This window comes from Janthinobacterium sp. 35 (assembly GCF_002754575.1).
Classification (GTDB): Bacteria; Pseudomonadota; Gammaproteobacteria; order Burkholderiales; family Burkholderiaceae_D; genus Janthinobacterium; species Janthinobacterium tructae.
In genome coordinates this window covers 1,368,338-1,388,941 of record NZ_PEFN01000001.1, presented here as the reverse complement: position 1 = coordinate 1,388,941, position 20,604 = coordinate 1,368,338, and the positions used below count along the sequence as shown (strand labels likewise).

The 20,604-nt window shown below is 59.7% G+C and carries 17 protein-coding genes; 14 read left to right on the top strand and 3 right to left on the bottom strand.

Going from position 1 to position 20,604, the window contains the following annotated elements; translation table 11 throughout:
* The first annotated feature begins 173 nt into the window (after positions 1–173).
* Positions 174–680 carry a hypothetical protein gene (locus CLU93_RS06290; protein WP_099760426.1) on the top strand — a complete coding sequence of 169 codons (507 nt, stop codon included), beginning with the start codon at positions 174–176 and terminating at the stop codon, positions 678–680.
* A 318-nt stretch (positions 681–998) separates the two neighbouring features.
* Here the strand turns inward: CLU93_RS06290 and CLU93_RS06285 are convergent, their stop codons facing one another.
* Positions 999–2,579, bottom strand: coding sequence for an isocitrate lyase (locus CLU93_RS06285; RefSeq protein ID WP_099760425.1), 1,581 nt, complete (start codon positions 2,577–2,579; stop codon positions 999–1,001).
* Between the two features lie 376 nt (positions 2,580–2,955).
* On the opposite strand from CLU93_RS06285, the gene CLU93_RS06280 reads away from it, so the two are divergent.
* A complete protein-coding gene (locus CLU93_RS06280) occupies positions 2,956–3,378 on the top strand; it encodes an SMI1/KNR4 family protein (protein ID WP_180287817.1) in 423 nt (140 codons plus the stop codon).
* 56 nt (positions 3,379–3,434) lie between these two features.
* Here CLU93_RS06280 and CLU93_RS06275 read toward each other — a convergent pair whose 3' ends face one another.
* Positions 3,435–4,739, bottom strand: a complete 1,305-nt coding sequence (locus tag CLU93_RS06275; RefSeq protein WP_099760423.1) for an MFS transporter — start codon at positions 4,737–4,739, stop codon at positions 3,435–3,437.
* A gap of 152 nt (positions 4,740–4,891) precedes the next feature.
* Here CLU93_RS06275 and CLU93_RS06270 point away from each other — a divergent pair, with 152 nt between their 5' ends.
* Positions 4,892–5,608 carry an SDR family oxidoreductase gene (locus CLU93_RS06270; RefSeq protein ID WP_099760422.1) on the top strand — a complete coding sequence of 239 codons (717 nt, stop codon included), beginning with the start codon at positions 4,892–4,894 and terminating at the stop codon, positions 5,606–5,608.
* A 74-nt stretch (positions 5,609–5,682) separates the two neighbouring features.
* Here the strand turns inward: CLU93_RS06270 and CLU93_RS06265 are convergent, their stop codons facing one another.
* Positions 5,683–5,871 (bottom strand): DUF1993 family protein, encoded by a 189-nt coding sequence (locus CLU93_RS06265; protein ID WP_099760421.1) that lies wholly within the window; start codon positions 5,869–5,871, stop codon positions 5,683–5,685.
* Positions 5,872–6,005: 134 nt separating this feature from the next.
* Here CLU93_RS06265 and CLU93_RS06260 point away from each other — a divergent pair, with 134 nt between their 5' ends.
* From CLU93_RS06260 to CLU93_RS06210, 11 genes are all read left to right on the top strand, one after another.
* On the top strand, positions 6,006–6,434 hold the full coding sequence (locus CLU93_RS06260) for a hypothetical protein (RefSeq protein WP_099760420.1): 429 nt from the start codon (positions 6,006–6,008) through the stop codon (positions 6,432–6,434).
* Positions 6,435–6,507: 73 nt separating this feature from the next.
* Positions 6,508–7,464, top strand: coding sequence for a bifunctional helix-turn-helix transcriptional regulator/GNAT family N-acetyltransferase (locus tag CLU93_RS06255; RefSeq protein WP_099760419.1), 957 nt, complete (start codon positions 6,508–6,510; stop codon positions 7,462–7,464).
* A gap of 106 nt (positions 7,465–7,570) precedes the next feature.
* The gene (locus CLU93_RS06250) at positions 7,571–8,209 is read left to right on the top strand and encodes a TetR/AcrR family transcriptional regulator (protein WP_207780977.1); all 639 of its coding nucleotides are present in this window, start codon (positions 7,571–7,573) and stop codon (positions 8,207–8,209) included.
* A 116-nt stretch (positions 8,210–8,325) separates the two neighbouring features.
* Positions 8,326–9,120, top strand: a complete 795-nt coding sequence (locus tag CLU93_RS06245; RefSeq protein WP_099760417.1) for an alpha/beta fold hydrolase — start codon at positions 8,326–8,328, stop codon at positions 9,118–9,120.
* A gap of 148 nt (positions 9,121–9,268) precedes the next feature.
* Positions 9,269–11,473: a TonB-dependent receptor gene (locus CLU93_RS06240; RefSeq protein ID WP_218968326.1), complete on the top strand. Its 2,205-nt coding sequence runs from the start codon at positions 9,269–9,271 to the stop codon at positions 11,471–11,473.
* Positions 11,474–11,594: 121 nt separating this feature from the next.
* Positions 11,595–12,590 (top strand): extracellular catalytic domain type 1 short-chain-length polyhydroxyalkanoate depolymerase, encoded by a 996-nt coding sequence (locus CLU93_RS06235; protein WP_099760416.1) that lies wholly within the window; start codon positions 11,595–11,597, stop codon positions 12,588–12,590.
* Between the two features lie 186 nt (positions 12,591–12,776).
* Positions 12,777–15,572: a type VI secretion system Vgr family protein gene (locus tag CLU93_RS06230; RefSeq protein WP_099760415.1), complete on the top strand. Its 2,796-nt coding sequence runs from the start codon at positions 12,777–12,779 to the stop codon at positions 15,570–15,572.
* Between the two features lie 18 nt (positions 15,573–15,590).
* Positions 15,591–17,852, top strand: a complete 2,262-nt coding sequence (locus CLU93_RS06225; protein WP_099760414.1) for a T6SS effector phospholipase Tle3 domain-containing protein — start codon at positions 15,591–15,593, stop codon at positions 17,850–17,852.
* A gap of 83 nt (positions 17,853–17,935) precedes the next feature.
* Positions 17,936–19,552, top strand: coding sequence for a type VI lipase adapter Tla3 domain-containing protein (locus CLU93_RS06220; protein ID WP_099760413.1), 1,617 nt, complete (start codon positions 17,936–17,938; stop codon positions 19,550–19,552).
* 13 nt (positions 19,553–19,565) lie between these two features.
* Positions 19,566–19,832, top strand: a complete 267-nt coding sequence (locus tag CLU93_RS06215; protein WP_099760412.1) for a PAAR domain-containing protein — start codon at positions 19,566–19,568, stop codon at positions 19,830–19,832.
* Positions 19,833–19,932: 100 nt separating this feature from the next.
* Complete coding sequence (locus CLU93_RS06210; protein WP_143451712.1) at positions 19,933–20,580, top strand: hypothetical protein; 648 nt, start codon at positions 19,933–19,935, stop codon at positions 20,578–20,580.
* Positions 20,581–20,604 lie beyond the last annotated feature (24 nt).

Sequence of the window (20,604 nt, the reverse complement as noted above, 5' to 3'; positions counted from 1 at the left end):
TCGTAGGGGGAGCCCGCTTAAGCGCACTTCCGAGCCAGCGAATGATGTTGAAAACGGTGAGCTTTTCATTTTAGTAAGATGGTATCCTTACTAATACGCCGATTGCGGCCACCCGAAGACATTTAAAGCTGCTTATTAACTTAGACCAAACGCAGAATGCCTATCAAAAAGCTATGCAAGCCTACCCGACTGCTCTGCTGATAGAGCGACCGCTCATCTATTCGTCGCTCTATGACCTTGCCGCTGTAGTTTTCGGCAGTGAGGGGCTCGCTCGTCTATCGACCGGAGATAATCGAGACGAGTTCGACAAGCTTCGGGTGCGTCATGAGGTTGCACATGCAAGCAAGCTATTGATTGAGGTTGCTGTTGTTTTGAGAAATCTTCTCGACGGGGGCAATTGGCCGTTGGATGTCATTCACGAGACCCGAGTTGATAATCGACCTGAGACCACTGTGGGAGTTATACGGGAAGGGGCCAAGGAGCAGAAGAGTCTACGTTTTCGGGATGCGTGTAACAAGTTGATTCATGCGAAGCACATCTCGTTTGGTATGGCGACACTGCCCGATCGGATGAGCTTTCTAGACGGGACTGTCGAGTTGCATGGTGATTGGAACGGAAAAGATTGGGTTGCCAAATTATTGTTGGCAGACTTCATCCGAATGGCTGTTCGTCAGTTATAACCACGGGTCCTGCCTTGCCAAAAACACGAATGCGTACTTCGCACGCTGAGGTAACGTACCTTTGGTTTTTTTGGGGGGGGGCGTCCGGGGCGGCGCGACAGTGGACCTCGCTGCCTGCTTAAACTTTTATATTTTAAAAATTCTGCAGTGGCTTTTGCACAGGGCACGTTTGGGGGCATACATAAATCTTCGTAAGGAAAAATGTAGGGCGTATCTTGATTTATATTAACGATTCGAATCCCCCTCTCGCTACGCAACGTGCAAACGCAAAAAAACCCGCCGAAGCGGGTTTTCTCACTCTACAGCCAAACCAAAAACTTAGAACTGGTTCATGGTGTTGTCTTTACCAGCCGCTTTCAGTGCCGCTTCGCCGCTGAAGTAATCCTTGTGATCGTCGCCGATGTCCGAGCCGGACATGTTTTGATGTTTCACGCAGGCGATGCCCTGGCGGATTTCCTTGCGCTGCACGCCGGCAACGTAGCCCAGCATGCCCTGGTCGCCGAAGTATTCCTTGGCCAGGTTGTCGGTCGACAAGGCGGCCGTGTGGTAGGTCGGCAGGGTGATCAGGTGGTGGAAGATGCCGGCTTCGCGGGCCGAGTCGGCCTGGAAGGTGCGGATTTTCTCGTCGGCCGTGATCGCCAATTCCGTCTGGTCGTATTCCACGCTCATCAGCTGGGCGCGTTCGTAGGCGGACACGTCTTTGCCGTCGGCCTTCATGATGTCATATACCTGCTGGCGGAAGTTCAGGGTCCAGTTGAACGATGGGCTGTTGTTGTACACCAGCTTGGCGTTCGGGATGACCTTGCGGATTTCGCTGACCATGCCGCCGATTTGCGCGATATGCGGTTTTTCCGTTTCGATCCACAGCAGGTCGGCGCCGTTTTGCAGCGAGGTGATGCAATCGAGCACGCAACGCTCTTCGCCGGAACCGGCGCGGAACTGGAACAGGTTGCTTGGCAGGCGTTTTGGACGCAGCAGCTTGCCTTCGCGCTTGAGGATGACGTCGCCATTGCCCAGCGCGTCGGCCGATACTTCTTCGCAGTCGAGGAAGGAATTGTATTGGTCGCCCAGGTCGCCTGGTTCATTGGTCACGGCGATCTGCTTGGTCAGGCCGGCGCCCAGCGAATCGGTGCGGGCAACGATGATGCCGTCGTCCACGCCCAGTTCCAGGAAGGCGTAGCGGATGGCGCGGATCTTGGCCAGGAAGTCTTCATGTGGCACCGTGACTTTACCGTCCTGGTGGCCGCATTGTTTCTCGTCCGATACCTGGTTTTCGATCTGGATGCAGCAGGCGCCCGCTTCGATGAACTGTTTCGCCAGCAAATAGGTCGCTTCCGCATTGCCGAAACCGGCGTCGATGTCGGCGATGATGGGCACGACGTGGGTGATGTGGCCGTCGATCTTGGCCTGGATGGCTTGCTTCTCAGCACCTTGGGCCGCGTCCAACTGGCGGAACAGGCCGCCCAGTTCGCGGGCATCGGCCTGGCGCAGGAAGGTGTAGAGTTCGCGGATCAAGCTGGTGACGGCGGTTTTTTCATGCATCGACTGATCTGGCAGCGGGCCGAATTCGGAGCGCAGGGCGGCAACCATCCAGCCCGACAGGTAGAGGTAGCGGCGGTCGGTGCTGTTGAAGTGCTTCTTGATCGAGATCATCTTCTGTTGACCGATGAAACCGTGCCAGCAACCGAGCGACTGGGTGTACTTGGATGGGTCCGCATCGTAGGCGGCCATGTCGTTGCGCATGATCTTGGCTGTGTAGCGGGCGATGTCCAGGCCGGTCTTGAACTTGTTCTGGGCGCGCATGCGGGCGGCGGACTCGGGATTGATGGCGTTCCAGGCGCTGCCTTGTTGCTCTTTCAAACCAGCAACAGCTTTGATGTCGTCTTGATATTGGGACATGTGAATCTCCTAAAAAGAAAAGCTATGTTTGAGAAAATCGCCGAGTGCGCCACAACGTCTTGTCGAAGCAAACTGCATGACTAAATAGTAGGCCGATTTGCGCCAATGTTCAAGTCTTATATAAGACATATAACTTAAATTAAGTCTTTGTTTTTCAATGGCTTAATTATGATTTTTCAGGATGTGAAATGAATTTTCAAAAAGTGAGAGCAACAATGGCTGAGTCCGCCGTTTGAAATTTCGCGATGTGAAACGCCTTTTCAGAATTTGGTGCAGCGCGACATATCGGGACGAAAAAAACCACCCGAAGGTGGCGTAGAAGCAATTTTGTTTTAATATCATGATCCAATTGTGAAAGGTAAAGTCAGCGATGCAGATGAACGGTTTGGATTTACCCGTCGAGTATGTTGCTTTTGCAGCAAGGTATCGGGATGCGGAAGGATTTTGTAATTTGAGACTGAAAGAAGAGCTCGATTCTTTCGGTGGCGTCTTGCAGACGGAACTGGCTCAAATCTATACGGATGTCGTCGAATTGACTGCCCAGACAGCGAAGCTTGGCGCGTGTTTCGTCGGCGATGGCTGCTATGGAGAGCCTGGAAGTGGCAGTGCCGGCCCGGGAGCCATTTCGGACATCGTTGATTTTACAGAAATCATTTGTTTCGGCATGGCCGGTGACGGGAGTCAATTCTGTTTCGATTTCAGGGGCGCCCGGAGTGCGCCTTCTGTCATCGTATGGGACGATGATTACTGGCGAAAGATTTCAAACTCCTTTGAAGACTTCCTGTTGCTATTTTCTTGATCGCTTACCGGGCAGCTGCTGCAGCGCACGAGGCAGGCCCCGCGCGCTGCGCGAATCTAGCGTCCTACCGTCTGCCGCTGATCCTTGATAAACAGCGCCGTCAGCATGCCCACCACGCACACGCCGATCACGTAATAGGCGGGACCGAGCACGTTGTTTTTCAGCATCAGGGTCACGACCACGGGCGTCAGGCCGCCGAAAATCGCGTACGACAAGTTGTAGGAAAACGACAGTCCCGAGAAGCGCACCTGGGCCGGGAACGCTTGCACCAGCACGTAGGGCACGGCGCCGACGACGCCGACGAACAGGCCCGTCATGGCGTACAGGGGCAGCAGCAGGTCGGGGCGGCTGCCGACGGTGGTGTAGAAGATATATGTACTGATGGCCAGCAGCACGGAGCCGGTGAAGATCACGCGCTTGCCGCCCAGGCGGTCGGCCAGCATGCCGGCGATGATGCAGCCGAAGGCCAGGCACAGCGTGGCCACGGTATTGGCCACCAGGGTGGTGCGCGGCGCAATGTGGTGGATCTTTTGCAGCAGGGCAGGCGTCATCAAAATGACGACGACGATGCCGGCCGACAGCATCCAGGTCAGCAGCATCGACACGGCGACGGCGCCGCGGTGGCTGCGCAGCACGGATTTCAAGGGCATTTCCGTGGCCAGCGCCTTGCGCTGCTGCATTTCCGCAAACACGGGCGTTTCATGCAGCCAGCGGCGCAGATACATGGCGCCAAAGCCGAAGAGGCCGCCCAGCAGGAACGGATAGCGCCAGGCGCCATCGGTGATTTCTGCTGGTGTGTAGACGGTGTTGAGGCCCGTCGCGACGAGCGAACCCAACAAAATACCGACAGTCAGGCCGGCCGTCAGCACGCCGCAGGCAAAGCCCGTGAAACGGCTCGGCACGTGTTCGGACACAAACACCCAGGCGCCCGGCACTTCGCCGCCCACGGCAGCGCCCTGGAAGACGCGCATCAAGAGCAGCAGCAGCGGTGCCGCCAGGCCGATGGTGGCGTAGGTCGGCAGCAAGCCGATCAGCAGGGTCGGCACGGCCATCATCAGGATGGACAGCGTGAACATGCGCTTGCGGCCCAGCAAGTCGCCGAAGTGGGCCATGACGATGCCGCCCAGCGGACGCACCACGTAGCCGGCGGCGAAGATGCCGAAGGTTTGCAGCAAACGCAGCCACTCCGGCATTTCCGGCGGGAAGAACAGCTGGCCGATGGCGTTGGCAAAGAAGACGAAGATGATGAAATCGTAGAATTCCAGTGCGCCGCCGAGGGCGGCCAGCGACAGGGTTTTATAGTCTTGCTTGGTGAGGGGACGGCTTGCGGCGTTGATTGCGGCGGTGTTGGAAGTAGGCATGTGTCTCGTTCTTGTGTGTTATCGGAGATTGCCAGATCTAGCATACGCATTTCCGTCGCGTGAGTAAATGCGGCGCGTATGGGGAACAGCCTCAGCTGTGCTTAATACAACGCCGCTATCATCAGCGTTGACTTCATTGGAAAGGACACACAATGCACATCATGATCGTGGGCGCCAGCCGGGGCCTGGGACGCGCGCTGGTGGACGGTTTGCTCGCTGACGGACATACCGTCATCGGCGTATCGCGCCAGCAACCCGCCGACTTGCCTGCCGGCCAGGGCACACAGCTGCAATGGATCGCGGCGGACCTGGCCGCACCGGCCGAGGCTGTCGAACGCATCGCGCATGTAGCGCCGGCCGTGCTGGACGCGGTGATCTACAACCTGGGCGTGTGGGAAGAAAAGGCCTTCAGCGATGACTACGCTTTCCTCGGCGATGCGGACGAGACCATCGTCGACATGGTCAATACCAACATCACGGCGACGATATTGCTGCTCAAGCGCCTGGTGCCGCGCTTGCTGGCCAGCAGCAAGCCGCAGCTGATACTCACGGGGTCCACGTCCGGCCTGCGCCAGAGCGGCCGCCCGGAAGTGACGTTCAGCGCCTCGAAATTTGCCCTGAACGGCATCGCCGACGCCTTGCGCGAAGGTTTCCGCGCGCAGGGACTGGCCGTGACGGCGTTGCAGCTGGGCTATCTGAATACCTATGATGGCTTGTCCGTGCCGCTGGCGGACGCCGCAGCACGGGGCGAGGGCGAGCTGATCCCCGTGCATGACGTCGTTGCCGTCGTGCGCATGCTGCTGAGCCTGTCGAATGCCTCGTTCGTGCGCGAACTGGTGATGCCGGCGCTGCGCGACGAGCGTTTTTAGGCTTTTCGCCGGAAATAGCGCCCCGGCTTGCCGCAGGTTGGCGGGCGTGACGAGCTGGGGTAGCGCTTGCTGCGTCAGCCGACGCACGGCTTCCTGCGCCAGGGTGCAGCCAAGGTATGCATGTCGGGTGCCAAACGCACATCGAGCAGGTGTTGCGCATCGAAACCCAGCGCCTGGGCGCGTTCTTCGCCTTTAATTAACAGCGTCGTCAGGGAGCGCAGCATCTGTGCAAAGCAGGGAATGGTAACGGCGTAGACCGACATGGATTTCCTCAAGTAAAGGGTCGAGAGCGATGCCGGCAGTATGCCCGGCCCAGCCGTGTTTCAGCGTGCCGCTTGAACATGCTACAGTCCGCCTTTGCCGCCGGCGTGGAGCGGCTTTGCCTGGATCAAGATTGATGCCCACCTGGATTTCCCCGCCGCAACTCGTTGCCCTGGCCGCCTTCTATGCGCAGGCGCAAGCCCATCCTGAAGCAATCAGTGACGCTGCCTTCCTGGACAAGGTGAAAAACGCCCACTGGCCCACCAATTGCTGGAGCTACGTGGAAGCATCGTTCGCCATCATCGCGCCCGCTTGCCTGCTGCGTCCGCATCTGACCGCCGAGCTGATCGCCATGCCTATCGACGCCATGATCGCGGGTGGCCTGGACGATGCTGCGCAGATCATCGCCATCGGCCTGGCCTGCGCCACGCGCGACGCGCCATATGTGGCGCCGAGCGAGGAGGGCAAGCGCTGGCTGACGCAGGTGTGGCCGGGGCTGGGGGAGGTGGTCGAGGCCGTGTTTCAGGCCAGGCTGCAGGAGGCGCTGGCCGATGATGAGGACTAAGTAAGCCCGCGCTTGACCTGCACAGCCGGTTTACGTTAGGGTATACGTAACTACTTACATATATCCCGATCTCATGTCCTCCAACCTGCAAACCTACGGCTCCCTGATGCTGGCCAGCCGCCTGCGCCGTCTTTCCGATCAACTGTATGCCGGTGTCGATACCAGTTATCTGGCGGCCGGCGTCGAACTGACGTCGCGCTGTTTCCCCTTGTTATTGCTGCTGCGCGACAACGGCCCCACGGCGATCACGGCCCTGGCCGCGCAGATCGGCCAGACGCATCCGGTGGTGGTGCAACTGGGGCGCAAGCTGCTCGACGCCGGTATGGTGGCGGAGCTGCCGGACGCCAAGGATGAGCGGCGCCGCCTGCTGGCGCTGTCCGACGCCGGGCACGCTTTGCTGCGCACCATGGCGCCGCTGTGGGATGACGTGCGTGCGGCCGTCGATACGGTCTTTGAGCAAGGCACGCCGCAACTGATGGCCAGCCTGGACCGCGCGGAAGCGCGTTTGCAGGCGCAAGGCTTTGGCGAGACGATCGCCGCCTGCCGGCGCCAGCGCGAGCGGGCCGCCGTGGAGATCATCGATTATGCCGCCCAATATGCACCCGACTTCAAGCGCCTGAATATCGCATGGCTGGAGCGCTATTTCTATGTCGAGGCGCTGGACGACAAGGTGCTGTCCGATCCGCAACGCTCGATCCTCGATGACGGCGGACAGATTTTCCTGGCGCGCCTGGACGGCAAGATCGTTGGCACTTGCGCGCTGATCCGCGCCGGCGACGCCAGCATCGAATTGTCGAAGATGGCCGTCACGCCCGAATGCCAGGGCCTGGGCATCGCGCGCCGGCTGATCGAACGGGCCTTCGACGCCTTCGAGGCCAGCGGCGCGCAACTGTTGTTCCTGGAGTCGAACAGCAAGCTGGCGCCCGCCATCCGCCTGTACGAAAGCAGCGGTTTTAGCCACGTGGCGCGGCCCGCCGGCGACGCCCATTACCAGCGCGCCGACGTCTACATGGAGTGGCAGGGCCGGTAGCGAACTTGATGCCGCCACGCGGCGCTCCCCATCGGCCGTCTCCCGCGTTACAATACGCGCACCCATAACGGAACTCAGGTTCCACTATTCGAGACGCCCACGCCGCATGCCTTCTTTTCCGATGCCCTTCCCGCAGATGATCGTTCCACCGGAACCCACCCAGGCGCGCAGCAAGCAGGCGTTCGAGCGCCTGCTGCTGGTGGGCGAACAGTTGCTGGCGGAAAACCGTTTCGATGAAATCGGCGTGGCCGACCTGGCCAGGCTGGCGGAAACCTCGGTCGGCACCTTTTACCGTTTGTTGGGCGACAAGGACACCCTGAGCCGCTTGCTGCTGCAGCGCTTTTTTTCCGATATGGTGGAAAAGGTCGAGACCCTGACGGAGTTGCGCCAGTGGGAAGGGCGCAGCCTGGAAGACTTCATCCGCGCCATGGTGGCCATGTTCGTGGCCGTGAATGGCGGGCGCAGCGGCGTCTTGCGGGCCTTGATCACGCGCGCGTCGCAGGATGCGCAATTTCGCGACCGGGTGCACCAGATCAATCATTTGATCTCGCAACGCACGGTCGCCGTACTGGCCAGCAAGTCGGCCAGCATCCGCCACCCGAACCCCACGCAGGCGATGATGGTGGTGCCGCCCGTGCTGCTGGGCATCCTGAACCAGCACACCTTGACGGGTTCGCTGTCCTTTTTATCGGGCGCGGCACTGGAAGATGAACTGGTGCGTGTTGCTTTAAATTACCTGACTTGAACTATTTAGCGATTTAACTTGAAATCGGAATTCGGATTCCGTATTATGTTTTCCAACAGCAGGAAAACATATTCCTGCACCTGAACACAAAGCATGTTCAACAGCAAGGAGACAGAATGCGGCGTCACACGACATCCGATGTTCCATTGCATTACCTCAACCTGGGCAAGGGACAGGGCGAGCCCGTGTTTTTGTTGCACGGCCTCGGTTCCTGCGCCGAAGACTGGCGCCCGCAAATCGACGCCCTCGGCAGCAGCTATCGCCTGATCGTGCCCGACCTGCGCGGCCATGGCCGCAGTCCCGCGCCCAACGGCGACTGGCAGATCGGCGACTTCGCCAACGACCTCTTCAACTTGATGGATCAGCTCGACGTGCCGCGAGCGCACATCGTCGGCTTTTCCCTGGGCGGCATGGTGGGCCTGGAAATGGCCAACCGCGCCCCCGGCCGGGTGGCCAGTTTGTGCCTGATCAACTCGCAGCCGTTCCAGGGCCGCAAGCCGGCCGCGCTGCTGTTTGCCTACTGGCTGCGCCGTACCGTGATTGCCACCTTCGGCCTGAAAGCCATGGGCAAGATCATCGGCAAGAAGCTGTTTCCCGATCCGGCACAGCAAGCGCTCGTGGAGCGCTTCGCCGCACAGATGGCGGGCATGGACAAGCGCGCCTACCTGGCCGCGCTGGACGCCATTTTCCACTGGAATATCGACATTCACTTCCAGGCCCTGGCCATGCCCGTCTTCATCATGGCGGCCGACCAGGATTACACGCCCGTCGCCAGCAAGCGGGCCTTTGCCGCACAGTTTCAGCAGTGCGAGATCGAGATTATCGCGAACTCGCGCCACGCCACGCCCCTGGACCAGGCGCAGCGTGTGAATACCTTGTTGCAGTCCTTCCTCGCCACACATTCAAAATAAACAGGCCACTCGCCGCACGGGACGAGGGCCGGGAAACAGTCATCGCAGGGCAGGTGCTCGCATTGCGCGCGCCGGTACCGTTACGTCTTGCGATCCTGGCATCCGGCCGTTTTCCCTGGTGGTAAGCAAGCCTGACATTGGAGACGCTATGAAACTTGCTTTGAAATTGATGCCCGCCGCCCTCGCCGTTGCCGGTGCCTTTGCCACCCAGGCCCAGGCGCAGGAAGCCACTCCCGCTGCTGCCAGCACGGCCCAGGAAGCCAGCGACGCGAAAGAACGCATGGAAACCGTGACGGTCTCTGCCCGCCGCCGCGAAGAGCGGCTGCAGGACGTGCCGCTGGCCGTCACGGCGTTTTCCGCCAAGGCCCTGGAACGGGCGAATATCCAGAACCTGGCCGACTTGCAGGAGCGCGTGCCGAACCTGACCGTGTACGCTTCGCGCGGCACGAATACCACCCTGACGGCCTTCATTCGCGGCGTGGGCCAGGCTGACCCCGTCTGGGGCGTGGACCCCGGTGTGGGCATTTATTTTGACGACGTCTACATGGCCAGGCCGCAAGGCGCGCTGCTCGACGTGTTCGACGTTCAGCGCATCGAAGTGCTGCGCGGCCCGCAAGGCACCCTGTACGGCAAGAACACCATCGGCGGCGCCATCAAGTATATTTCGCGCCCCTTGGCGAAGGAAAACGGCGCCTCGGCGGAAGTGGGTATCGGCAACTACAACCAGCGCAACTTCAAGGCCGCCTTCAACCTGGCCAACGAGAGCGGCACCTGGCGCGCGCGCCTGGCCGCCGCCAAGCTGGACCGCGATGGTTTCGGCCGCAACACCTTCAATGGCGAACAGGTCAGCGACCAGGACAGCACTGCCGCGCGCCTGTCCGTCGGCTATTTTCCGCAAGATATTCCGCTTATCATCGTGCTGAGCCTGGACGCCACGGACGACAAATCGGGCGTGCGCGGCTTCCAGCGCATGGGCGTGAGCGCCTTCGACCCGCTCAAGCGGCCCGCCAGCACGGATGCGTACGACATCCAGAGCGGCATGCCGGGCAACAACTTCACGCATAACCGGGGCGGCTCGCTGGTGGCCAACTACACGCTGTCGAACGAGTGGTCCGTGAAAGTGATCGGCGCCAAGCGGCGCAGCACGTCCGAGCAAACCATCGACTTCGACGGTTTGCCGCAACCGATTGCCGACGTGTTCGGCGACTCGCGCGACGAACAGAAAAGCCTGGAATTGCAGGCCTCGTACAGCGGCGACTATGGCGCCGGCGTGATCGGCCTGTACCGCTTCGAAGGCACGGCCGGCGGCGGCATCTACAACAACTTCCTGGGGCGCCAGTTCACGGCCGCCGTCAGCACGGTGGAGACGGACAGCACGGCGCTGTACACGGACTGGACCTGGCCGCTGGGCAAGGTGTGGAGCATCAATGCGGGCTTGCGCCACACGCGCGAGGAAAAGCGCGCCATCGTGCTCAACCGCGCCTTTGCCGACGTGGGCTTTACGCGGCCCATCCAGACGGCGGCCGACTTCGACAAGTCCTTGTCGGTCAGCAATACCTCGCCGAAAATCTCCGTGCGCTACGAAGCGTCGAAGACGACGAATTTCTACAGCAACCTGTCGCGCGGTTTTAAATCGGGCGGCTACAACGTGCGCGCCAACAATCTGGTGGTGCCAGACTCGGCGCGGCCGTACAAGGATGAAAAACTCGACGCGCTGGAAGTGGGCATGAAGTACGCGGCGCCCGACGACACGTTTGACGCCAACGTGGCCCTGTTCACCAACCGCTACAAGGATATCCAGTTGTCCGTGTTTACCAGCTATGTGCAGCCGGGCGGCGTGCCGGGCTTCTATGGAGATTTTACGAATGCGGGCAAGGCGACGGTGAAAGGCGCGGAATTCGAATTCTCGTGGCGGCCGAACCGCCAGTGGGAAGTCAACGGCTTCCTTGCGCTGCTGAACGCCAGCTATGACGAGTTCATGAGCGGCGGCAAGAATATCGCGGATACGCAAAAGTTCAGCAATACGCCAGCCCGGCAAGTGGGTTTGAATGTGACGCGCACGGACCGCGACGTCTTCGGTGGCGCCTTGCGCAGCATGGTCGGCTACGGCTACCGCAGCAAGGTCTACCCGACCACGGACCTGAGTCCAGCCCTGGCGCAAGGCGGCTACAGCATCTGGACGGCCGGCGTCGTGTGGGAAGCGCCGAAGAACTGGACCTTCAGCCTGCACGGCAGCAACCTGGGCAACAAGCGCTACCGCACGGATGGCTACAACATTCCCGCCGTCTTCATCCTGGACGGTTTCTATGGCCCGCCGCGCCAGATCATCGCCAAGGCTGGCTATAAATTTTAAAGTTCTTCACTGCCGGGGCCGGACCCGTTGGGTCGGGCCTCGCCGGTCAGAAGTGCCGGCTTGACGGCGTCAAGCCGGTTCGTTGTCACTGTTTTTGTCCTTAATGAATCAGGAGACTGGCATGGCACATCTGCATCAGCAACTGCGTCACTTCTTATCCGCAATCATCGCCGCCTGCGGCTTGCTGGCTGCACTGCCGGCCTTTGCTGGCCAGTGGGATTTCGGCCTGTACGCGAGCCTGTGGGGCTCGCGCGAATACCAGGTCTGGCTACCGAGCAATTACAATCCGAACACGCCGCTGCCCGTGGTACTGATGCTGCACGGCTGCGGTTCCGAGCCCAACAGTATGGCCGCCGTCAGCCGCTACAACCAGCTGGCCGACAGCGAAAACTTCATCGTCGTCTATCCGCGCCAGAACGCCACGGCCAACCCCATGCGCTGCTGGAATTTCATGTTGCCGCTGAACCAGGAGCGGGGCACGGGCGAGCCAGCCGTGCTGATGGGCATCTTGAACAAGGTCAAGAGCAAGTATGCGGTGCAGGACAGCCGCGTGTATGTGACGGGCATCTCGGCGGGCGGCGCCATGGCCTCCATCATGGCCGCCTGTTATTCCGATGTGTTCGCCGCCGTGATGGTGCATTCGGGCGGCATGTACAAGGGCGCCATCGGCATGCTCACGGCCGCCGATTCGCTGTTCAACGGCAGCGCGTTCGACCCGAAAGTGCGCGGCAAGGATGCCTGGCGCTGCTCCGGTTCGCCGCGCCGCCTGATGCCGACGATGGTGTTCCACGGCACGGCCGACATCGTCGTCAACCCCGTCAACGGCGAGCAAACCATCGAGCAATTCCTGCAGACCAGCGATGTTGGCGACGATGGCCTCGACAATGACAGCGTGCGCTACCGTGCCGACAGCATCGTGCGCCAGACGGTGCAGTACGGCCGCAGTTACAGCATCGACACGTATCTGCACAACGGCGCCGTCATCGCGCAAAAGTACACGGTCGAGGGCATGAACCACGCGTGGAGCGGCGGTCCTCCCGGCTGGCCCTTCAGCGATGAGCTGGGCCCGGACGCCACCGTGATCAGCTGGAACTTCTTCAAGCATTACCAGCGCTGATGCGTTGATGAATGTGCAGCCTATGCAATGGGGGCGCAGCGATTGCGCCCCGTCGTGCTGGCCAGGCGGCAAAGGCTGACGGAAGTGATGGGAACCTTGGCAGGTTCTTACTAAATATCAAGTATTTCCCTGCCATCCCGTGGCATTGTCGGTTCTCCAGCTTGATGTAGGAACGAGGAGAATGCCATGGACGGTGACGAGTTGATATCGGGTACCCAGCGTCCCTTGCGCTTGCGCCTGGGTATCTCGCCCAAGGTGCCTGCCGGTGTGTTGATACCGCAGCGCATCGCCGGCAGTGAGGCCATCTGCGGCGGCATCGAATACCGCGTGCTGTGCGTCTCGACGCATGCCGACTTGCCGCTCAGTAGTTTGATTGCCTTGCCCGCCGCACTCGATATCGTCACTGACCAGGGCCAGCTGCGCAGTATCTGCGGCCTCGTTACGCAAGCGAGCGCCGGTGACAGCGATGGCGCGCTGGCCAGCTACCAGCTGGTGCTGACGGACGCCTTCGCCATCATGGAAAAACGCTGCAATACGCGCGTCTTCCGGCGCCTCACGGATATCGAAATCGTCAAGACCCTGCTCGATGAGTGGATACGCAGCAATACGGTAATGGCGCATGCCTTTCAGTATGCGTTTGCCGATTTCTTCGAGGCGCAGACGTATCCGCAGCGCGAGTTTGTCATGCAACACAATGAATCCGATGCGGCCTTCGTACGGCGCCTGCTCAAGCGCAGCGGCGTCGCCTGGTTTTTTCGTGCCGAGGGCAATACGAATGCACATGCCGAGCCGGCGCATACCCTGGTGCTGTTCAACCACGCCGATGGCTTGCGGAAAAACATGGCGGACACCGTGCGCTATCACGCGGACCGGGCAACTGAAGAGCGCGACACCCTGACGTCGTGGAACGAAGTGCGCAAGCTGCAGGCGGGCAAGGTGACGCGCCATAGCTGGAACGAGGAACATCCGCGCGCGCGGCCGTTCATGACCGCCGATGCGTTGGGGCAGGGGTCACAAGGCATGCATGGCAATGCCATTGCCGCCACCCTTGATGATTATCGCGTGCTGCCGCCGCGCGCGGGCATGGATCATGATGCCTTGTGTCAGCTGGGCATGCTGGCCATGCAGCAGCACGCTTACGAGAGCCATTGCTTTCATGCCGAAGGCAGCGTACGCGACCTGTGTCCGGGTGAATATTTTACGCTGGCCGAGCATCCGGACATTGACGCCTTGCCAGCGGCTGCGCGCGATTTTGTCGTCACGTCGCTGCACGTGGCAGCGCAAAATAATTTACCCAGGGAGCTGGCCGCCCGGGTGGCACGCCTGTTTGCGCGCAACCGCTGGCTGGCCGATGAGGCATCGCTGCCGCAGCGCGAACTGGCGGCTGCCGTGGACGGTGGCCCCTTGCGCATGCATATTGAACTGACGGCAGTGCGGCGCGGCGTGGCCATCGTGCCGGCCTACGACACGCGTATCGACCTGCCGCCAGTCACCATGCAAAGCGCCATGGTGGTGGGGCCGGCGAATGGGGAAGTCCATTGCGATGCGATGGGGCGGGTCAAGGTGCGCTTTCCCGCCACGCGCAAGCTGGACCATGAGCATGCAGGCGGCACCGGCGCCTCCGACTCGGATGCCGATTCGGCCTGGGTGCGTGTCGCGTCGAGCTGGGCGGGAAACGGACCTGGCAGCATGCAGCAATGCGGCTACCTGGGCTTGCCCCGCATCGGCAGCGAAGTCTTGCTGGCTTTCCTGGGCGGCGATCCGGATCGGCCTGTCATCGTGGGACAGTTGTACAACCATAATGCGCAGCCGGTTGCCTTGAGCAAGGCGGGTGACCTGCCGGGTAACCGCTATTTGTCCGGCATCAAGAGCCGCGAGATCAAGGGCACGCGAGGCAATCAGCTGCGCTTTGACGATGTGCATGGGCAAATCAACGCCCAGATTGCCAGCGATCATGGTTCCACGCAGCTCAACCTGGGATGGCTGACGCAGGACCGGCGCAATGGCCAAGGCGAAGCACGCGGCGAGGGCGCCGAGCTGCGCACCGACGAGCAACTGGCCATGCGCGCGGGCAAGGGCATGCTGATTTCGGCCTGGAAGCGGCTGAATGGCGATGGTGGCCACATGGCGCGCAGCGAATATCTGGGCCTGATGGAAAACTGTCTGGAATTGTTTCGCTCGCTGGGCAGCTATGCTGCCACGCATCAGGCGCTGGAGAACGCGGACGAAGCGCAGCAGGAGTTGCAGCAAAGCTTGAAAAGCTGGGAAGGCGGCAGCAATACGCAGCCCCGTGCCGAACTGGGTGGTGCGGCGGCGATTGCCATCACGGCGCCCGCCGGCATCAGCTTTGCCAGTTCGAAGGCCATTGTCAGCTATGCCGTCAGCAATATCGATACGGTGGCGCAGCAGCACCTGCAAGCGGTGGCAGGCCAGCGCTACAGCGTGAACGCCGGCAAGGGCATCTCGCTGTTTGCTCATGCGGATGGCATCCGCGCCATCGCCCACCATGGCAAGTTCTTGCTGCAAAGCCAGCATGACGACATGGAACTCAATGCCGGGAAAAACCTGAAGCTCACTGCCAGCGAAGGCAAGCTGACGGGCATGGCCGATGAAATCGTGTTGATTTCCAAGCATGGCGCTTTCATCCGCATCGCCGACGGCATCACCTTCGGCAGCAAGTCGCCGCTGAACTTCAATGCGCCCAATTTCGTCTTCAACGACCCGCAAAGCATGGAGGTGCAATTGCCAAACTTTGCCGAGGGCAAGGCCGATCAGCAATTCATTTTTCAGTATGAGGGCGACGACAGCGCCGTCGATGGCGTGCCGCCAGCGCCGCAATTGGCGCCGCAGGCGCACTTTGCCGTGAAGCTGGGCGATGGCTCGTCGGCCGATGGCCGCAGCGATGGAGGCGGCAAGACGGAGGTGCTGGAGCGTGCAGCGATGCACCTGGCCGCCATCGAAGTGTTCAACAACAAGGATTGATGACGCCAGGAGAGTGCGATGGGCAGCTATCCGAAAGTGCCGTACGTGGTGGGCGAAGACGTGACGCTCCTGCATTGCGAACGCAGCGTGTGCAAGAAGGTGAAAATACGCCGCAACCTGCCGGGCAATATCATCGTCATTCATGGCGTCAACGATGTGGGTGTCAGCTACAAGGCGGTGGAGCACGGCTTGTGCACTGGCCTGGAAGCCAGGCTGGGGCGGCCATTTACGCCGGCCACTTACCGCATGCCCGGGGCGGCGGACAAGGACAAGCTGGAAGATGATCCCGACGCCGTCTTTTTCAAGCGCACGATAGCCAAGGATACCAACAGTCCGGTGATTCCATTTTACTGGGGCTACCGTGAGGTGAAGGACAAAATCGACATCGTCAATGGGCAGTTCGTTGATCGCTATGGCAACCGGCTGGACAAGGATCTGTCCAAGGAAGGCGGGCCGTTCGGCAACGCTACCAGCAGCTTGCCCGACATGTGGCGCAGGGGTATTTATGCGCCTGCGGACCCCATGGGCGATGCCTTGCGTCCGCTGAAAACGGCGCCCGGGCGCATGTATATGGTGCTGGCGGCGCAGCGGCTGGCAGCATTGATTTCCATGATCCGCGATTACGACGCGGATGATACCGTCAGCATCGTTGCGCACAGCCAGGGTTGCCTGCTGTCGCTGTTGGCGCAAGCCATGCTGATGGAGAAAGGGTTGGCGCCGGCCGATAATTTGATACTCACGCATCCGCCATATAGCCTGGTGGAAAATATTCCCTTTCTGCTGAGGAAGGCAAGCGGATTCGATGGTGGCGAGGATGCGGCGATGCGGGCGCACTATCATCTACTCGACGGTGTTCAGACGCTGGCCGCGCGCCTGCAGACGCTTGTCAATATTGTTGCTGGGGTAGCGAAAGGGAATGGACAACCCTGCGTTCCGTTATTTACTGAGTTGAATGGTGATCAGCATCGCGGTATGGTCGGCGGCAGTTGGAGCAATGCAGCGGATCGAGATAACCGCAGGAAAGTATATCTGTATTTTTGTCCCGAAGACATGACTGTAGCGCTCGATAACATTCAGGGAATTGGCTGGGATGGCGTACCCGATTTTGTAACAGGAACCGAGGTGAAGTCCGAAGAGGAAATTTATGCCTATGGAGGAAGAAATTACTCCACTGGTCGCTTTCATAATCGGGGTACCGAACAAGTACGAAAAGCACTCTCCGAATTGGGAACCAGGTTTTATCAACGGGTGTTCAGTAACAAGATACGTCTCGATCCAGGCACTGGAAAGAAGGCAGTGTCTCTTGTCGGCATGCCACCACCCCATGATTACCCACTGTGCCTGGAAAAAGAAGACGAACATGCACATGTGGAGGCATCTGTACGCGGCAACCGGGGTACGCACAAGGCAGTCGCATGGCCCATCAATACCAAGCTGAAACCTGTCGAGCAGCGAAACGGTATACGCACAATTACTGGTGAAGCATTGCGCAAGCCTGTTCCTGCAGACCTGCGCGGCACCTCGCAAATTGACCCGGCAGACATACCCCGCGATTCAATAATGCACGGTAGAGCGAAGAAGGATGAGGGGCCGACGGAAGCGGTGGATCCTAATGACGCGGCAACGGCAATTGCCAGCGGTCGCGGCCTGATCAGTAAATCGGAAGAACGTCCGGATCCTTCTGGTTATCGCAAGTTTCCAGAGCGTGTTGAGGCCTTACGCGAAACCGAATTGCAAAAGATGACGGTGGCCTATAACAAGGAACAGAAGCTGGATGACAAAGGCCCGTTGGCACAACGCAAGGTGATTTCTGCGACGAGGGACAAGAAAGGCAATGTATGGGCAAATATCCAGGAAAGCCCTAACGAAGCACGTCTGCGTTGGCAACACGAGGTCAGTGCCAAGTCCTTTCACAGTTCGATTATTGGCAACGTGAAGAATCATAGCCAGGTGACGGCGTATGACGTTGCCATAGGTAGTGGCAAGGCCAGCTCTGATCCGCAGTTCTACGAGTACTTATGTGCTGTGGCGGATTGGCGAGTGAAGGACTTGAAGACTAATGATAAAGGGCGTAAAGGAATGCTGATAAAGGAAAAATTCTTATCTGATTTTGCAGCATATTTATCCGTAGAACCTGCATGGAGAAGTGCTGCGATCAATGGCGGCATAGACTATTACAACACTGGAATTCTGCCCGCAGGACTTCCATTGTTATCGGGTGCTTTATGGAAGATCGTTGTGTCACAAACAAAAGACATGAAGGTAGTGACTGAAAAATAATTGGATGGTCTAGGACTCGTCGAAAAAACTTGTTTGGACCGATGATCTTTTCTCCTGAATAGTAGACCAAAAAGGTGAAAGCTATGATGACGCTTCGTTGGTTGGGAATATCAATAGTTATTGTAATATTATTTTTTGGCTTGTTATGGCTAGGTGCTTTGTCGAAGAGCCAGGCGCGTGAAATTGCATTACAGGTTCAGGAAAAACAGCCAAAGAAACCGGTGGAGCCACGGCAAGAGTATGTGCTGGAAGTGATCGCATTGGGTGTGACGCTGGACAAATATCGGCAGGGTAAATTGTGGGGAGCCTTGCAAAAAGGAAGTCCTTATACGAGCATCCGCGAACAAGATCCCAAGAAGTATCCCTGGACGGGTGATGACAAGGATGGCGACGGTGGTAGCAGAGCCTACGATGCGCTGGAAAATGGCATCAATTTCACTCCGATGTATTGGAACCTGCCTTCGTTTTATGCTGGAACGCCCATTCTTGACCCGGCTGCACAACCGAGCTTGATAGAGCCGATGGCGGGACTTGTGGCTGGCGCTGGTACGGGGGGCATGCCCTTGCATCTATTTTCCGTGGCTTCATGGAAGCTGGATGAACATCCCGACCAATTGCTGATTGATGTGTTTGATTTTTTCGATAAGCATCCTGACGTACCTTACGTCGCCTTACACTCCGAGGATAGTGTTGGCACGCGAGATGGCAACCGGAAACCAGGTACTGCAAGAAAATTGGTAAACGGGTATTTCATTCCGGATATGCCTGATGCCACGGCGGTATTCATCCTGGCACGCCGCGAACGAATAGAACCGTTGCGCCCTTTTGTATGGGATGACCCGGAGAATAAGTTCGTCCAGGAAAAACTGCGTGGCATGTATTACGACGTCATGCAGTCGCTGCCTTCACGCGCGAAACAGCAGCGACCCGAAGCCTTCAGCGAGCGTCAACCCACTGTCGCCGAATGGCTCGCCGCTGCCGCCGCTTTTGCCCAGCGGCCCGATATCCGTGGCGTGGGATTGCATACGTTCGACAAGCTCAATCCCTGGGAAAATCGCCCCCCGCGTGACTGGAAGCCGACGCCGTGGTTTCCCATTCCGTGGAACCGGGAACAGATGGAAACATTTGACCGCCTGCCCTCGTTCGGTTTCGTGCATCGGCCCGTATTCGTCAAGTTCGCGGATGAGGAAGGCAAGCCCGTCACGCGGCGCGACGCGCGCCAGAAGATATTCAATGCAGGCTGGCAGCAGGCACTGCAGACCTTGCCGGAGGCGGAGCGCGGCAAGGGGCCGGCGCGCATCGTGGCCGGCACGGGAAATCAGCCGGAACAGTTGTTGATGTTGGAAAGCATGCTGCACGATTACGCGGCGCAGGGCGGGCCGGAAATCGACAGCGGCAAGAGCGCGCAGTTCATCAATACCGATCTTCGCCTGGGCAACACGGGTGCAGCCACCTGGTTCATGCAGATGGCCATCGGCGTGATGGGAAGCTATCGCGATGGTGGCGCCAGTGCTGCGATTAACTTGCGTGACGGTAATGAGGCCAGCATCATTTTTATTGCGCCGCCATCGGACGCAACCCGCAAGAAGCAGGATGCCGGCGGCAATATCTTCCGCAGCCGCGTCACGCCTGCCGTCGATCCGGCCAACTATGCGGCGCCATCGGTGGAAGCCATCCTGGAAAGCTCGGCGGGACAATAATTCGGGAGGCAGCATGCGCAAAGTCATCCGTTTGGGCGACGCCACGTCGCACGGCGGCAAGGTGCTCAGTTGTGCCGCCACGCATTTTACGGTCAAGGGGATTGCTGTCGCCTGCGTCGGGGACCTGTGCAGCTGCCCCATCAAGGGACATCAGGGTTGCAAGATTGCCAGCGGCTCGTCCCGGCATAACATCAACGGTATCGCCATCGCCTTTGAGGGCGACACCACCACCTGCGGCGCCAAGCTGCTCGCTGGCGGCGCCACCTTGCGCACCTCCTGACGCGGCGCGCTCCTGGTATTTCCTGGTAACTATATAATCTGCGCTTGGGCGATACCCGCCCCTGAACGTCGATTGAAGGAATGCCATGCCAGGATATTTCATGCGCTCTGTAGCGCTTTTTACCGTATCGGCCGTGTGCATCTCTGCCAGCGCCGCCGAGGTGGTGGCAGTGGATGCGCAGCAGCGCGCGTCCTTGCTGGAATTTTATGCGCAGCAATATCCGGGCGAGCCCGCTGCGCGCACCGTGTTCGAGAGCGTGCCCGTGGTAGGCGGCCGTGGCAGCGAAGTGGTGGGCAGCGTGGAAACGTCGCCATATCGTGGCCATGGCGCGCTGTGCCGCACGCAGCGCACCAAGTTCGTGCAGCACGGTGAGGGCAAGCAGGCGCGCTGGCAGGAGGCGGGCATGGAGTATTACGCTTGGCTCGACCGTGGCACTTGCCGCGCGGTGGCCGAACCCGTGCGCATGCTGCAACGCATCCCCGATGTGGAGCTGGAAGGCGTGTTGCTGTACCAGAAGCCGCTGCTGGAGCGGGCGCGATTATTGATGGCGGGTAACACGGCCTGCGCGCCGCTGCGCGCGCTGAAGTTTACGCTGGCGGCCGTCGACGTGGGCGCCGCCGCACCGCGCGCCGAAGAGCGCTATGCGCTGGTGTTCAAGAGCGACCGCGACAGCTACGCCCGCGTCTGGCTGCGCAAGAGCGGCGCCCAGTATGACGCCTGGAATGTGACTTGCCCGCCAGTGCTGTAAGCTGCGCCCCCTCGATTGATTTTT

Coding starts and splice junctions, on each gene's coding strand:
- CLU93_RS06230 (WP_099760415.1), top strand. CDS start 12,777: ATGGACGGTGACGAGTTGATATCGGGTACCCAGCGTCCCTTGCGCTTG.
- CLU93_RS06215 (WP_099760412.1), top strand. CDS start 19,566: ATGCGCAAAGTCATCCGTTTGGGCGACGCCACGTCGCACGGCGGCAAG.
- CLU93_RS06240 (WP_218968326.1), top strand. CDS start 9,269: ATGAAACTTGCTTTGAAATTGATGCCCGCCGCCCTCGCCGTTGCCGGT.
- CLU93_RS06270 (WP_099760422.1), top strand. CDS start 4,892: ATGCACATCATGATCGTGGGCGCCAGCCGGGGCCTGGGACGCGCGCTG.
- CLU93_RS06220 (WP_099760413.1), top strand. CDS start 17,936: ATGATGACGCTTCGTTGGTTGGGAATATCAATAGTTATTGTAATATTA.
- CLU93_RS06245 (WP_099760417.1), top strand. CDS start 8,326: ATGCGGCGTCACACGACATCCGATGTTCCATTGCATTACCTCAACCTG.
- CLU93_RS06275 (WP_099760423.1), bottom strand. CDS start 4,739: ATGCCTACTTCCAACACCGCCGCAATCAACGCCGCAAGCCGTCCCCTC.
- CLU93_RS06265 (WP_099760421.1), bottom strand. CDS start 5,871: ATGTCGGTCTACGCCGTTACCATTCCCTGCTTTGCACAGATGCTGCGC.
- CLU93_RS06260 (WP_099760420.1), top strand. CDS start 6,006: ATGCCCACCTGGATTTCCCCGCCGCAACTCGTTGCCCTGGCCGCCTTC.
- CLU93_RS06250 (WP_207780977.1), top strand. CDS start 7,571: ATGCCTTCTTTTCCGATGCCCTTCCCGCAGATGATCGTTCCACCGGAA.
- CLU93_RS06290 (WP_099760426.1), top strand. CDS start 174: ATGCAAGCCTACCCGACTGCTCTGCTGATAGAGCGACCGCTCATCTAT.
- CLU93_RS06235 (WP_099760416.1), top strand. CDS start 11,595: ATGGCACATCTGCATCAGCAACTGCGTCACTTCTTATCCGCAATCATC.
- CLU93_RS06225 (WP_099760414.1), top strand. CDS start 15,591: ATGGGCAGCTATCCGAAAGTGCCGTACGTGGTGGGCGAAGACGTGACG.
- CLU93_RS06280 (WP_180287817.1), top strand. CDS start 2,956: ATGAACGGTTTGGATTTACCCGTCGAGTATGTTGCTTTTGCAGCAAGG.
- CLU93_RS06285 (WP_099760425.1), bottom strand. CDS start 2,579: ATGTCCCAATATCAAGACGACATCAAAGCTGTTGCTGGTTTGAAAGAG.
- CLU93_RS06210 (WP_143451712.1), top strand. CDS start 19,933: ATGCGCTCTGTAGCGCTTTTTACCGTATCGGCCGTGTGCATCTCTGCC.
- CLU93_RS06255 (WP_099760419.1), top strand. CDS start 6,508: ATGTCCTCCAACCTGCAAACCTACGGCTCCCTGATGCTGGCCAGCCGC.